This window comes from Thermorhabdus hydrogeniformans, from assembly GCF_049310025.1.
GTDB lineage: Bacteria > Bacillota > Thermosediminibacteria > Thermosediminibacterales > Tepidanaerobacteraceae > JBJYKD01.
This window is the reverse complement of sequence record NZ_JBJYKD010000030.1, coordinates 1-15,213: the sequence shown is the minus strand read 5'-3', so window position 1 is coordinate 15,213 and position 15,213 is coordinate 1. Positions and strand designations below refer to the sequence as shown.

Below are 15,213 nucleotides of genomic sequence, written 5' to 3'. Positions count from 1 at the left end.
TTTATATCCCTTCTAATTCACTTTCTTTTTCGGGATTTATCATGTATATCTTCTTCGGCACCCTGGATTCCAGGCTTGATTCCGTTGGCCCGGTGAGTTCTATCAACACCATATCATTTGCAAGTTTTTCCAGAGATTCTTCCAATCCCGGCATGCCCGAAAGTGCCTCGATAACGGCTTTTCTCTCGCTGTAGGGGTTTTCTTTCAGGAACTTTATGATGGCTTTTTCCGTTTCATTAAAGCTGCCAGCCATTATTTCGCCACCTCCTTATTCAGCTCTTCCACAGGAACGTAATCCATGTCGTAGCCAAAATACCTGGGCCCGAACAGCTGTATTCCTTTAGGGGTCCTCATCCTTTCGTGGGCGGGAATGAGTATGATGGAACCTCTGTAGCCGTATTTCATTATATCGGTGCGAATCGGTTCCCCTGTTTCGGAATCCACTATGGCAATCAGATCCGGCGGCAGGCACCTTATCCTTCCGTCTATCCTCAAAACAAGCCATTCATTTTGAAAGTCGATTTCCGCCACGCTTCCCTTATATTCGTCAAGCCCGTCCATTTTTATTCTGCCCAGGCTGAAGCCTTTTGTCGACTCCCCGCCGAATTCCCTGGAAATATCCACTATCTTGCCTTTGAACACCTTCATTCCCGTCACGTTTCTCGTAGCCTTCAGGCTGTCGAGCATTTCCTTCACGGGGTCCAGGTGCTTTTCTCTCGCCCTGTAAACGGCTTTACCCAATTCCCAAGCAATGCTCTGGGAATTTAAAATAGAAGCTTCCTTGACCTGTTTTCCCGTCATGGGGTATGTCGCAATCCAGGAAATACCGCCGTAGGCCATGGCGGCACGCCGTGCGATATTTTCGGCCATCTTGTTGTCATCGCCGGTATCAATTACCGTGACATTGCCCCTGTCGTCACAGGAAACCGTAGGGGAGGCATTTACTCCGTTTGTAACCCATGAGGTCATCTGAAGCTCGGGAAAGGCCCTGTTCATACCGTCTACGTCGATCACCGGGACTTCAAATTCTCCCGCGGCCGCATAAGCGACGGTGGAATTCACTCCTCCGCATTCAATCGGAATCGTCGCCCCAAGTTTCTTTCCCCAGTACTGCTCGAGTTTTCTTATGGCATTATTCAACACATCATAGGACGGCGGCTTTTCGGTAAGTACCACAGGTGCGCCCAGGCAGGCGGGGCTCGCCACCAGAATATCATCGGGTATGTCCATCGGATCAACCATTACCACGGTCTTGCCTTCATCCAGCACTTTATATGCCCATAGAAGGCCTATCTCGGGGTCTCCTCCGCCGCCAGTAGCAAGGATGGATGCTCCGAGAGTGATTTCTTTTATTGCCTGCTTATCTATGATTTTATAGTTTTTAATTCCCCATTTTTCCAGTGTCTCGAAGACTTTTTTCGACATTTGTTTTCCGCCTCCTTATTCGAATATTTTCCCTTTTACCCTGATGCGTATCTTTTCGCGTTTTCCGGGCATGTATGCAAACGGAATCTCTTCCACATCCAGCACTTCCACGGTATCGCGAATGGCTCCGGCTTTTTCCGCTTCGTCTTTTGCCTTTTCAATTACTTTACTGATAGCGGCATCCCTATCCTCGACCTCCAGGTCCGCCACGCCTTCGGCATATGCTCCAATTTCGGCAATCGTTGTGCCTATCGCACCGCAAACCTCGAAGTGAGGCGGCATTACGACCTCCGATATACCTTCAAGGTTCTCCCTGGGCACCACAAGGGCGCCGCCGCCCACGAAAATGGCCTTGACATCGCCGGCCACCGTCTTCATCTGGTCTACGGCCACTTCAAGAGTATTCTTTATCTTATTATACGCAGCCTCTACAAGGTTTCTGTCTAAAGCTTTGACCTTATCAATATGAGGCGCAAAGTCCGTGTCAAATATGTCGAGTTTTCTGTCGAGTATTCCCTTGGCCACTGCAATATCATGGGTTGTAATTATCGGGCCGCCGAAAGACTTGCCCAATTTGACCAGGTTATATCCGACGCTCTCGGGGCCGTGGGCTATAACCTCGTTGCCTTTCGTCTTCACTATTGTTCCGCCGCCAAGAGCTATGGACATAAGGTCCGGGCACCTTATATTTGTCTTAACGCCGCCGATCGTTACCGTTATTGAAGATTCTCTCGGGAATCCGTTTACTATATACGCAACGTCCGTTGAAGTCCCGCCTATGTCTACCACAACACCATTATCGATGCCGGAAAGATAAACCGCACCTCTGACACTGGCCGCAGGCCCGGACGCCACTGTGAAAATAGGATAATTCACCGCGTAATCCGCAGACATGACCGTCCCGTCATTCTGCACTATAAAAAGAGGCGCCTCAATGCCGCGCTCCTTTGCGGCCCTTTTAAGGGCTTCCACAGCCTTTCTCATCACGGTAATGACCGACGCGTTTAAAATAGTGGAGTTTTCTCTCTCCAGGAGAGATATGGAAGCAATATGGTTTGAAAGGGTAATCGGTATGTCTCCCAGTTCTTCTCTTATGATTTCCGCCGCCCTTTCTTCCTGGTCGGGGATCATGGGAGAAAAGACGCCGGTTATGGCTATAGAATCGACTTTGCCCTTGATTTTCCCGCACGCGCTTCTTATCGCCTCTTCATCGAGGGGAACAATGTCTCTTCCGTCGTACTCTTTTCCTCCGCGGATAATGAATATATTATCGACTCCACCGATGGCGGCCTTCAAATCCTCCGGCCAGCCCGTAAGAGGTGGAATGGCGGTGGTGGCTGGTGCCCCCAGCCTGAAAATACCAACTTTATTCAGATTTTTCCTTTCGATAATTGCATTGGTGGTGTGGGTTGTTCCCAGCGATACCAGGCTTATCTCAGAAACTTCGGCTTTTTTGGTTTTTAGCAAAACATCCAGAGCATTTATGATTCCCGTAGTAACATCATCGGTGGTGAGGGCTTTTGCCTTTGCCAGAACCTCTTTGCCCCTGAGCATTACGCCGTCGGTAAAAGTCCCGCCGACATCAAATCCAATTCTTACATCTTTTGCCATAGTTCTTCCTCCTTATTTGTCCCATAATCCTTTAATACCGTATTGTTTTTCCAGCTCCCACTGGTTAATTTCAAAAAGCGGCGGCGTTTCGAAGCCGTATTTCTTGCTGTGGAGCCATCCGAATTTGTCTTTCAGTTCCACAAGAAATTCCGCATATTTGAAAGGCCCGATAATGGCATCAATCACCGGGACCTTTACATACTCCTGAAGTTCTTTATAAAATCCGAACTGTATCGTGCAGCCGAGTATGATGGCTTCGGCCCCGTCCTTTTCCACCGCTTCCTTTGCCGCATCTTTAAGCTTTTGTACTGTGACTTTTTCATCGGCATGAAAATCGTAAACTCCAAGGCCGAGAGATTTGAATGATGCCAGTTTGTCTTTCAGGCCGTTTAATACCACATTGTCCATCATCTGCGGAATCCATTTGTCCCTTCCAACTATGATAGAAAATTTGTGCCCGAGAGTCGCCGCAATATGCATGCACGCTTCGGCCGGAGCGGTGACCACCATTTTTTCCACTATTTCTCTAGCATCGTGAAGCCCCGGGTCATAAAAGCAGCCGATTACGGCGGCATCATAACCGTCCTTTTCGGCCTGTTTTATCAGATGCAGCGTTTCGGGGATCACAAGCGCTTCATAATACCTGTACTCAAGGTGTCTGGGACCCCTTTTTAAAGAAACCACATCCACCTGAGTTTGAGGCTGTTTAATTTCATCCAGCGCCTCTTTAATAGGCTTATCGAAATCATCAGCGCCCACAGGGTTAATCCATAAAATTTTAGACATGCTGCAAAATCCCTCCTTCCAAAAATCTAATGATTTTATTATAATTTTTTTAAATTACTCAAAGCCATATCTCTAAACAACAAAAAAATGAAGATTTTTTGTCGCATAAAGATAACAATAATTGCAGGCTGCCCGTAATTGATTTACCACGGCAGCCTGCTTATTCAATAACTAAAGATCTTATAAAGTCGGAGGCTCTTACTTCTTCATCCGCCGCCTGACTTTCTCAGTTTCCTCCATATTGACAACCAGTGAGCCATCTTTTTCTTCTATAACGACACCATATACTTTCAGCGCTTTTTCCACCGTAATGTATTCGTTTAGAACATCTTCCAGCACCATCTGAGGCTCTCTTTCAAGCGGATCGCCATAACCACCGCCGCCACCGGAAATAAACCTGATCAAATCATTCTTCTTCAAAGGGAAGTTTGAAAAAGTGGCTTTTTCAATCATTTGACCATTGCAAAAAACCTGCACTTTATTGTTGGAACCCGGACCTCCGCCGTTTACTCCCCACGGAAGGTGCCTGTACCTGCTCGCAATCGTTGTGAGTTCCGCATTTGAATTCAATATCCTGTAATCTCTTATAAGTCCGAATCCGCCTCTATACTTGCCGTCACCGCTGTTTAAATTCAAAGCATATTGTTCCACCAGTATGGGATAACGGGTTTCCGCCACTTCGGTTGGTATGATATAAGTTTCACCGTCGTCTATGGCTACCAGACCGCTCTCTCCATCTTTATTTATCCCCGCCCCCCAACCTCCTGCTTGAGGTTCGCACAGCACGAAAGGCTCTTTTGTCCTGTCGTCTATACCGCCAACTATGGTGCCGATTATACTCAAAAAATGGCCCGCCGTGACTCTTTCCGGCGCATAAGGCGCCAAAGCTTTAGCCACCAGATCCGTTAAATGGGAGAAAGCCTCCCAGTTGCATGAGACAGGCGCCGGCCTTACCGCCGAAAAAACCGTGCCGTCAGGAACTATTACTTTCAATGGTTTGTAAAACCCTTCGTTTGCTTCGGCATGCGGGCAGACGATAGCCCTGTAGACAACCCTTGCCGCAGAGTAGGCTCCGTATTTTGTGCAGTTTATCGGCGCGGGCACCTGGGAACCTGAACCGGTCAGGTCAATTATGAAGTTGTCGTCGTCTATTGTAACTTTAGCTTTTATATATACATCTTCAATATTATTTGATTCCGTATCTATATAACCATCCGCTTCGAAGGTCCCGTGGGGCAGCTTTTTTAGCTCCTGTTTTGCAAGTTTTTCCCCATTTTCCATCATCATTCGAATGCTTTCAAGAACCGATTCCTTGCCGTATCTTTCAACCAGTTCGATTATCCTCTTTTCTGCAACCCTTAAAGACGCGGTCTGTGCATACAGATCTCCCAGAGTCATCTCAGGAGTCCTTACATTAGCCTCAATCATGTCTCTTACAGCTTCATTCAATTTCCCCTGCTCATATACCTTGATGATTGGAAACTGCAATCCTTCCTGATATATTTCTGTGGCATTCGTCGACCAGCTCCCCAGTGATTTCCCGCCGATCTCATTCCAGTGGCCTTTGTTCGCCGCAAAGGCTATTATCTCGCCTTTATAAAATATGGGCATTACGGCGGAAACATCGCAAAGGTGTGTTCCGCTGCCGTTGTAAGGGTCATTTGTCAGGATTATGTCGCCGGGGTTTAAACCATCATAGCCGAATTTTTCTATCACGGATTTCACAGAATATGTGATCGTTCCGAGGAAACCCGTCACACCGTTCGCCTGGCCTATCAAATCCCCCTTTGCATCCGTCAATCCCGCGGCATAGTCCAGCACTTCGTAAATTATTGTACTCTGACTTGTCCTTCCCCAGCTGAGGAACATTTCTTCCGCAGCCGCTATAAGACCGTCGCCTATATTTTCCAGCGTAAATTTATCCACTTTTGCCATGTGTTACGCCTCCTCGATAATCAGGTTTCCATATTCATCGACATATAGCCTTTGGTCGGGATAAAGCACTGTTACAGAGGTCTCTTCTTCCACAATGGCCGGGCCTTTTATTTCACTGCCTGCGCCCAATTTTTCCCTTATATAAACCGGCACTTCTATCTTGCCGTATTCGTCATAATCTACCACATTCCTGCATCTTACAGCATCTTCCGGTCTCCCTGTGATTTTAAGCGGTTTAATTTCGGCTTTTTTAACTTTTCCAAAAGCTGTAATATTAAAGTTGACAAATTCTATCGGTGAATCCGGCAATTTAAATGTATAGTACTGTTCGTGCAGATTCTCAAAATTATCTCTTATTGTAACCATATCCCGGGATCCCAATATACTGGCAGGAACGGGTGTCTTCACCGTATGCTCCTGTCCTACATACCTTATATCCGCCGACTTTACAATGATTATATCCTCTTTTTTAATTCCATGATTTTCATAAAGTTCAAGGGCTCTAGCAATCATGCCGTCATAAATTTCATTTACCAATTCAATATTATCATCGCACGCTTTTGTTATCCTGGTCTGTATAAAGTCCTGCCTCAGATCCGTCATCAACATGCCCCATGCCGAAAATACTGCAGGATACCTGGGTATCACAATCTTTTTCACTTTCAGCTCCTTACCGAGAGCCGGGCTGTGAATGGCGCCGTTGCCGCCCATCGCAACCATAATGAACTCTCGCGGGTCATAACCCTTCCTGACCGACACAAGCTTTAAAGCATTCATCATATTGTTGTTGGCTATACGTATAATCCCTCTTGCCGCTTCTTCTACGGTAATTTTATAATAGTCGGCGATTTTCTTTACGGCTTCATAAGATTTCTTAATATTAACCGGGAATTTTCCGCCAAGAAATCTGTCAGGATCAATTCTTCCCGCAATCATATTGGCATCCGTCAGAGTCGGCTCCATATTTCCCCTGTCATAACAGGCGGGTCCCGGGTCAGCTCCTGCACTGCGCGGGCCGACCTTCAAGTTTCCTACCGAGTCAATCCATGCTATGCTCCCGCCGCCGGCTCCGATTTCTATAATGTCAACGATGGGCGCTTTTACAGGATAACCTGAATAAACCGGAGTTTGTTCCAGCCTGTAATCCGTCGTAATTTTCACTTCGTTATTATATATTAAAGAGGTTTTTGCAGTTGTCCCTCCGATATCAAAAGTAATGATATTTTTTTCGTTTATTATCTTCCCAAGTTCATTGGCGCCTATCACTCCACCTACCGGCCCCGACTCTATAATATTAATTGGATTAATTTTCGCCATCTCAAAGGTGGCTGTGCCGCCATTGGATTGCATGGCATAAGGTTCAATTTTCAAACCCTTTTTTTTCATTCTTTCTTTTAATGTGTCGAGATACCTGCTGGCAGCCGGCTTAACATATGCGTTAAACACCGTTGTATTGGTCCTCTCATACTCACGCCACTCTTTAATCACTTCCGAAGAGATACTTATTTCTATACCGGGCAATTCGTTCATCAGTATTTCTTTTATTTTTTCTTCATGCTCTGAATTGGCATAAGAGTGGAGAAGACATACCGCTATTGCCTCAATCCCTTCTTTTTTGCACTTTGCGGCTATGTTTTTTACCTGCTCTTCATTCAGTGGCACGAGAACATTCCCATCTTTATCCATTCTTTCTTCAACTTCAAATCTGTACATTCTGGGAACAAATGGTTTTGGCTTGGTGTAATAATAATTATAAAGATCCGTCCTGTTTGCCCTGCCTATTTCCAGAACATCTCTGTAGCCCTTTGTTGTGATTAACGCCGTTTTTGCGCCTTTTCTTTCCGTCAAAGCGTTTATAACTATTGTACTGCCGTGCACGATATAATTGGCCTCTTCTAAAGATATACCTCCTTTCTCAATAGCATCCATTACCCCATCGGCGAAATTTTTCGGGGTGCTTGAGGCTTTTGTTACGGTAAGTTCTCCCGTTTCTTCATTCATTGCCACATAATCGGTAAAAGTACCACCAATGTCAATAGCGATTCTGTAACTCAATTTTCAAACCTCCCGTTAATTAATAAATTAAGTATTATAACAAAGGGATTGGCCCTTGTTCTTGTCTTACATGCCAAGACCCAGGGCCATTTGAGGTTAATTGCCCACTTTAAATTTAAATAACCACCAGTTCCTTTGGAAATGCATTTAATACTTCAACACCACCATCTTTGACCAGAACCAGATCTTCTATTCTAATGCCAAATCTGTCCGGAAGGTAGATGCCCGGTTCCACACTGAATACCATGCCCTTCTGGAGGATTTGTTTGTTTCCTTCCTTTATATATGGAGCTTCATGAACACTCACACCGATGCCGTGGCCCGTCCTGTGAATAAAATATTCTCCATATCCTGCTTTCTCAATAACCGATCTTGTCTTACGGTCTACCTCCCCGGCACTTATTCCTGCTTTAACAGCCCGTTCTCCCTCAAGGTTTGCCGCCGCCACAATATCGTAAATTCTTTTTTCTTCCTCCGATACTTCCCCGACAAAGACCGTCCTTGTAATATCGGAACAATAGCCGTTATATCTGCAGCCGAAATCCAGAACGACTATGTCTTTTTCCCGGATGAATCTATCCTCTCCACAATAATGAGGCATTGAACTGTTCGGCCCCGATGCTACTAACGGCTCGAAAGATAAACCGTTTGCACCTTTTTCAAAGCATAATTCCTTTATTTTATCCTTTACAGCTCTTTCCTTCATGCCCGGTCTTATAAATTTTATAATTTCTTCCATAACCTGGTCAGCTATTTTTGAAGCATATTTTAAATTTTTAATTTCTTCTTCGTCTTTTATTATCCTCAACTCTTCCAGTATATTGGTGCCTTTAACAAAGTCTGATTTAATTACCGTCTGGATGTCTATTAAATCAACAGCCCTGATTCCTTCATTGACGGCTATGCGTTTTTTATCCAGCTTAAAATCTCTATTTGCGGATTCCATGGCGCCTAAAAAACCGCTTTTGTCATCCCATACGTATATTTTTATATCTGCACCTATTTTATTTCTTGTTTCCTCAAAATAAAGCGAGGGTGAAATATAAAAACATCCACCGTCTGATAGCACGACCAGACATTTAAATCTTTCATCAGGAAGCGGAGAGTAACCTGCCATATACTCCAGATCCGCAGACGGCCCTATAAGCATTGCATCCACATCTTCCCCAGACATAATTTCCACAAGTCTGGTCACTCTTACTTTATTAAGCATTAATCGCACCACTCTTTCTCCATTTCATTGGAGTAAATTGATCGGGTTGAATTTGCGCCTTAACATACATTAAAACATAATACAGTAATCCGCTTATTAAATAGCTCTGCACCGCCGGTATCCCCCACGGTTTTACATACTGTGTATAATAACCCACCGCTATCCCGAAAATCAAAGCAACCGTCGCGACCCAGTTCCATCCCTTCTTGTCTTCCCATTTTTTATCATTGACAAATACATAGTCAACCGCAAGGATAGAACCAATTGCCGGATAAGACAGGGCGGTCAAATACAGGAAGTTCTGAAATTGATTCAGTATGCCCGCTAGCGCCACAATCAGAGCAATAACCGTACCAAGGGCGGTTAAATACTTTCTTTGATTATTGGTCTTCATGTTAAACATATTGCACAGCGAAAGCCCCATCGAATAATCATTTACCAGTTGAGACGTCCACTGGGCCAGCCACAAGATCAAAAATCCCCACCAGCCAAATCCCAGCTGCTGCATCAGTGCCACAATATCATACGTTCCCCTTCCTACGCCCATTACCGCGCCCATAATGAACAATATAAACCCCGTCACAACTACACCGCTGGGTACCAGGAAAGCATCTCGCGCTTTGGGTTTACAAAATCTTGCATAGTCTGCAAATATTACAAATTGCGCTACATTTGCACCCACAAAAGTGCTTACCGCCTGTGTAAACAACATATTGTGCTGCGGGTTATAAGTCCATATCTTCTCCCATCCGCTGCCTTTTATCGATAGATAAAATCCGGCTATAACGAGCAGCATACCTGCAGGAACCGCCACATAGTCGGTCCACGCCATTGAACTGTAACCGATTATAGGTGGAATTGCAAATATAATTCCCGCAATTATAGTAATTATTGCCCACACCATAAAATTATTCGTATAGTCTATTCCAAACATCGCGCACAACGCATTGCCCGTCACCGCCGTCTGAAGGGCCCACCAGCCGCCCGTCATTATTAAAACCGCCAGAGAGACGATTATTCTCGCCTGAACATCGCCGAATGCGGATCTTGCAATAACCGATGAAGATCTCCCCGTCATGGCGCCAAGATAACAATTTATACCGTCGCCCAGCCAGGTTATAACAACCAGGCCTAATATTACCGCCATTATAAATTCTTTAAAATTAAAACTTGCTATAATTCCGCTGCCTATCATTATGACAGGGATGCAGAATTCGCACCCGGCGTATACCAGTGCGGGAGATAGCCAGTTCACTCTTTTTTCCGTGGGAATCGACTCGAGACCGGCTTCTTCATTAAATAAATTTTTTTCTTCTGTCACATATTTCACCCCTCGAAAAATTTTTCAGCTACAAGTATCTAAATTTAAACCCCTCCTTTTTTACTTAAATTTTCTCGTGGTATGTTTTAAATATTACTGCAACTCATTTGTGTATGAAAATACCATATAAATTTATATATATTCAATATATTTACAGGACAAAAATAATGGTTTTTTTTATTATCTAAATACAATTGCATTTTTTATTCTTACTTCATGCTCCAAATGCGTCAAGAAAGCATCTTCAACGCTTTTATGAGGATATGGTAATAAAGCCTTTTCTGTTCATCCTGCAGTATATCTTCACCCGTCAGCTCTTTGACCTTTTTAAGGCGGTATTTTATAGTATTGGGATGGGTGTAGAGCTTTTTTGCCGTATCTTTTATGCTGCCGTTGCTGTCCAGAAAAACCTCCAGTGTTTCTATAAGGTTGCCGTTTTTATTTCTATCATACTCATAAAGTCTGAAAAACCATCGATCCCTTAATATGTCCTCCTTTTTATCCGGAATCGATATCAATTTATATATCCCAAGATTATCATAAAAATTAATTTTCCCTCTGCCGAACAACTTATTGCCTATATCTTTGGCAAAGACGGCTTCTTTGTATGCCCTCTTCAATTCCCCGATATTTTCCATGCCCGAGCTTACTCCGATCGACAACGTAACATCCGGATTGTTTGCGGAAAATCTTTCTATTACTTTATAAAAAAAATCGTTTAACATTTTTTTATAAAGCATTTCTCTCATATATTCAATTTGAGTAAAACCTATAAGAAGTACGCCCTCATCGCTCTTTGGAACAAAAAGCAGGACCCTGTTCTTTATGTCTTTGCATGCTTCTTCAATGGCCTTCTTCAAGTCTCTCTTTACCTTTTGGATATGCTCTTCGCCCTTTTCATAATTGTCCCTGCAGTATTTTTCGAAATCGTCAATATCAATAATGACAACAAAATTTTTATCAAGAAGGTTTAAACCAAGGGTCCGGGCTCTTTTTTTCATAAGTTCATCCGAGGTATAGGTATCATTTATTATGTCTTCAAAAAAGTCCGATTTAAGCCTTTGTTCCGTTTCCAGAATGGCCAGATTTTTTAATATGTCTATCTTCAAAGCGGTAATTGTCCCTGGAAATGCAATTTTGTACAATTTATTTTCAAATTCAGTCATTTCACCTTCCTTTATGACTAACAGATAATAATCCATCTCATCATTTATGTTCACAACGGCAATTGCCAGATTAAAGCCTTCTTTCCAAGCAACAATGTGAGTTTGGTCCGGTTTGTTTCTGCTTTTTTTGTATAATATATTTGCTTCAACATAACTTTTTGCGAAATCGCATATTCTTGCCAATTCTTCCTCAATTAAACTGCCATTTTTCCCTCTTACAACCACATCAACAGGTTTAAAATTTTCATCGAGAAAAATCACGCTTTTATTTGTAATAGCTGACAATTTGTCTATTATTTCATGCACCCCTCCATTGGTCAATAAGATATTATTCATCACATTGTTAATCTCCTGCGCTTTTTTAAGGGCCAGCTCTTCCCTGTTCAACAGAGCTTCATATGTTTTTTTCATGATTATGGAATAAGGCACTTTTCTTTCTATTAAGAATAAAGGAAAATTTATTTCATCCGCAAGCTTTATCAAACAATCGGGCACATGAGGAAACGGATCATTGCCCGGGTGGATGCATATACACGCAGCCCTTCCTTTGTTCAAACCTCTTATGAGATCGAGCTTCTCATCAATAGTTTTATATGGATACAGCGTGGTCAATATCATTTCTCCACCCTGAAGCCATTCAAAACAATCGGGAATTTCTATAACACTCACCGATTTTATAAGCCTGTCTTCCCCGTTTTTACCCGCAGCCCAGTAAACGCCGTCTTCTCTTAAAATTTCGTAAACCTCTTTTACGGTTATGCCTTCCATCAAAAATCCCCCAATATTGCTTTGTCTACTTAAAATAAAAACTAAGCATAAATTTGTTTCTTGTTGCCAGTGTTATTTCTGTTTTACGAGCAGGAAAAAAGCCAGTTTTATTTAATATATTATATCAACTTTTTTTATATTTTCATCGGTTTGTCAAAAATTATCATAAAACGCGGAGGTGATGTAAAAAAATTTTTACCCAAAAATCTAATATACAGTTTTTTATTTTCAGAAAGGAGTACGGTAGTATGGAAAAAACCAACATTCAGGTAAATTTTGAAGAAGAGTATTCTCAAAAGCCCATACCACAATCGATGAGAAAACACTGGTTTTATGCGGCCAGCGTATATATCGGAATGTGCGCCGTGCTTGCGGGTAGTATGGCAGGTGGAGGCTTAATTTACGGCCTTGCATTATGGCAGGCCATTACGGCCATGTTTTTAGGCCTTGTCGCCCTACTTGTATTATTCTACATCCCGCTCGGCAAAATTGGAGCGGAACAGGGATTAAACACTTACCTTATCGGCGAATGCGCTTTTGGAAAAAGAGGAAGCGACATAGCCACATCTTTTATTGTAACTGTCATACCGTGTGTTGCCTGGTACGGCATCGAGGTTTCAATAGCAACTCAGGCTATGGCCGCAGTAATTCCCATGAGCAAAACAGTTTTTAATATTGTAACACTAATATTTGGTGTCGTTTTTGCGATTCCCGCCATGTATGGTATTATATCCATGGCATGGTTAAACTGGGTAAGTCTTCCCATAATGATTTATATCATTATATTTGGCGTCGGCAAAGCTATAATGGGGACGGGAATAGGCAGCCTCTGGGCTTATAATCCGCAGCAAAATATGGGGCTGATGTGGGGCATAAACATGCAGATCGGCATGATTGCCGTAGGATGTTCTTTCGTTGCCGATTATACAAGATGGATAAAAAACAAATGGAGCGATATGACGTATTCGGGCATTGTTGGTCTTTTCCCGGCTACTTCAGTCCTCACAATCGCGGGCATGATAATGGCCCTTTCGGCAACGAAACTCGGTGTAAAGGAACCATGGAACATTGTAGAGGTTATGATAAAATTGGGCATGCCGGCAATGGCCCTGGTGTTTGTCTTTTTGCTCCAGTGGACCACATGCATCACATCTGCGTATAGCTCGGGTCTCGCATTAAAAAAGGTGTTTGGCGGCAGCAGGTTCTATCTTACGCTTATTTCCGCTCTCGTGGGCACAGCATTTGCCATATCGGGTATTGTGAGCTACTTCCTTAACTTTGTATCCATACTCGCATCCTGGGTAACGCCTGTGGCCGGTGTAATAATTACCGAATACTTCTTCGTTTCCAGAAAAAGATTCATTCAAAAGGAAGGCATATACTGGCCGGGTTTGATTTCCGTGTTAATCGGCGGGTTAATATCATGGAAAATCAAGTTTTTCATACCAGCCGTAAACGGCATGATCATAGGTGGACTCATATACTATGTGTATCATAAAGCACTCGGTTTATGCGTTGCACCCGAAACCGGACGTTTGTCTTCCGTCTGAAGGCAGGGGTTACCCCTGCCTTATCCTGCATTTAAACACTTGGCAGGGCGCCTGGTCTGGCGCTCTGCTTATCTTTGTTGCTCGTCTACGCAAAACCCCGCTGCTAAAAGTATGAGACTTGTTACAGGGCCTTTCCCATCTCGTAAACCGCTTCTTGAGCTTCCTGGTTTTCCTCGACCGGTTTGTAATCGTCAGTGCATGTGCCGTAAAATTGGACGAAATCCATATGCACGTAATCGCAGATTTCTTTAAATGTCCGCTGTACCAGTTCTGGCCCGGAATTTGGAAGAGCCCCACCGTATGTGAGCAGCAGGACAAATTTTTTATTTTTAAAACCCGACTCCACGTCAATAGCGTACATCCTGTCCATAAACCTTTTCAGCTGGGAGGTTATGTTCCACCAGTATACGGGCGTAGCAAAGATCAGCACCTCGGCCCTGTGGAATTTCTGATATAAATCCTGCATGTCGTCCCGGATGACACAGCCGCATCTTTCTTCTTTACATCGGTTGCATCCCCTGCAGGGCTCGATATTTTTCCCATGCAAATAAACAGTCTGGATTTCCGCCTGCGGATATTTTTCTCTGACCCCTTTGAGGTAATGCTCCAGAAGCAGGGCGGTATTGCCATTATGCCTCGGACTTGCCTGTACAGCCAGTATTTTCATATAGATTTCTCCTCCCCTAATTTATAGCAAATATTATCAAATTCGCCGTCATGATGCCTCCGCCTTGTTTCCGACAGCCATTTTTTTATCATTTCAGCTTTTTCAATCCGCCCCATTTTTTTATACGCCTGATATTCATAATCCAGGGAGAGCACGGGAATCTTCATGTCATGCACGTATACAAAATTTTTGTATTTCTCAATGTCCACGGGCTCCTCCCATTTTTCGCCCACCAGTTTCTGAATATCTCCCATAATTTCCACTTTTATGCCGTCAATCATCAAAGCTCCGAAATATGATCGAATCCTATCGGCCTGGGAAAACTCCACTTTTCTTATAACGTACTCTTTCAAAAGGCGCTCGATCCTATAAGCACCCCTTTTGTCTGTCTGAATGTCGATGTCATGGACTTCTGTGGGCATACCCTGTAACCAAAAGCCAAGGCTGCCGGTCACAGCCCAGTTCACACCGCTGTCCCGGAGCCTGTTTTCTATCTTTTCTAACACTTTTAAAAAGACGGACCTGTCTATTTCACTCACCTCCTGAACAACAATTATTATTTTATTACAGAATTATTATTAGAGATTAATATAATTGTATATCATTGAGAAAATTAATTAAACCCTTATTTTTATTTGATGTGGTTATTTTATGATAATGTCACCTTGTAGACTATCGTGATAAAATGTCACTATGGGGAATGAGGTGCGTTATCT

At 43.4% G+C, this 15,213-nt stretch carries 12 protein-coding genes; 1 reads left to right on the top strand and 11 read right to left on the bottom strand.

Annotated elements, in window-relative coordinates; genetic code table 11:
* Window position 1: 1 nt before the first annotated feature.
* From ACKX14_RS12865 to ACKX14_RS12825, 9 genes are all read right to left on the bottom strand, one after another.
* Window positions 2-253 (bottom strand): hypothetical protein, encoded by a 252-nt coding sequence (locus tag ACKX14_RS12865; RefSeq protein WP_422448272.1) that lies wholly within the window; start codon window positions 251-253, stop codon window positions 2-4.
* Window positions 253-1,425 (bottom strand): DUF917 domain-containing protein, encoded by a 1,173-nt coding sequence (locus tag ACKX14_RS12860; protein WP_422448270.1) that lies wholly within the window; start codon window positions 1,423-1,425, stop codon window positions 253-255. The genes ACKX14_RS12865 and ACKX14_RS12860 overlap by 1 nt, the downstream gene beginning before the upstream one ends.
* A 15-nt stretch (window positions 1,426-1,440) precedes the next feature.
* Window positions 1,441-3,036, bottom strand: a complete 1,596-nt coding sequence (locus tag ACKX14_RS12855; protein ID WP_422448268.1) for a hydantoinase/oxoprolinase N-terminal domain-containing protein — start codon at window positions 3,034-3,036, stop codon at window positions 1,441-1,443.
* Window positions 3,037-3,048: 12 nt separating this feature from the next.
* A complete protein-coding gene (locus ACKX14_RS12850) occupies window positions 3,049-3,822 on the bottom strand; it encodes an aspartate/glutamate racemase family protein (protein ID WP_422448266.1) in 774 nt (257 codons plus the stop codon).
* 198 nt (window positions 3,823-4,020) lie between these two features.
* Window positions 4,021-5,757, bottom strand: coding sequence for a hydantoinase B/oxoprolinase family protein (locus tag ACKX14_RS12845; RefSeq protein ID WP_422448264.1), 1,737 nt, complete (start codon window positions 5,755-5,757; stop codon window positions 4,021-4,023).
* A gap of 3 nt (window positions 5,758-5,760) precedes the next feature.
* Window positions 5,761-7,812: a hydantoinase/oxoprolinase family protein gene (locus ACKX14_RS12840; protein WP_422448262.1), complete on the bottom strand. Its 2,052-nt coding sequence runs from the start codon at window positions 7,810-7,812 to the stop codon at window positions 5,761-5,763.
* Between the two features lie 115 nt (window positions 7,813-7,927).
* Window positions 7,928-9,025 carry a M24 family metallopeptidase gene (locus ACKX14_RS12835; protein ID WP_422448260.1) on the bottom strand — a complete coding sequence of 366 codons (1,098 nt, stop codon included), beginning with the start codon at window positions 9,023-9,025 and terminating at the stop codon, window positions 7,928-7,930.
* A complete protein-coding gene (locus ACKX14_RS12830; RefSeq protein ID WP_422448259.1) occupies window positions 9,018-10,346 on the bottom strand; it encodes a purine-cytosine permease family protein in 1,329 nt (442 codons plus the stop codon). The genes ACKX14_RS12835 and ACKX14_RS12830 overlap by 8 nt, the downstream gene beginning before the upstream one ends.
* A 230-nt stretch (window positions 10,347-10,576) precedes the next feature.
* Entirely contained in the window at window positions 10,577-12,280 is a 1,704-nt protein-coding gene (locus ACKX14_RS12825; protein WP_422448257.1) for a PucR family transcriptional regulator, read from the bottom strand.
* Between the two features lie 248 nt (window positions 12,281-12,528).
* Between ACKX14_RS12825 and ACKX14_RS12820 the strand changes: the two genes are divergently transcribed.
* A complete protein-coding gene (locus ACKX14_RS12820; protein ID WP_422448255.1) occupies window positions 12,529-13,830 on the top strand; it encodes a purine-cytosine permease family protein in 1,302 nt (433 codons plus the stop codon).
* 121 nt (window positions 13,831-13,951) lie between these two features.
* Here ACKX14_RS12820 and ACKX14_RS12815 read toward each other — a convergent pair whose 3' ends face one another.
* Window positions 13,952-14,497, bottom strand: a complete 546-nt coding sequence (locus ACKX14_RS12815) for a flavodoxin family protein (RefSeq protein WP_422448253.1) — start codon at window positions 14,495-14,497, stop codon at window positions 13,952-13,954.
* Window positions 14,494-15,027, bottom strand: coding sequence for a nucleotidyltransferase domain-containing protein (locus tag ACKX14_RS12810; protein ID WP_422448303.1), 534 nt, complete (start codon window positions 15,025-15,027; stop codon window positions 14,494-14,496). The genes ACKX14_RS12815 and ACKX14_RS12810 overlap by 4 nt, the downstream gene beginning before the upstream one ends.
* Window positions 15,028-15,213: the final 186 nt, after the last annotated feature.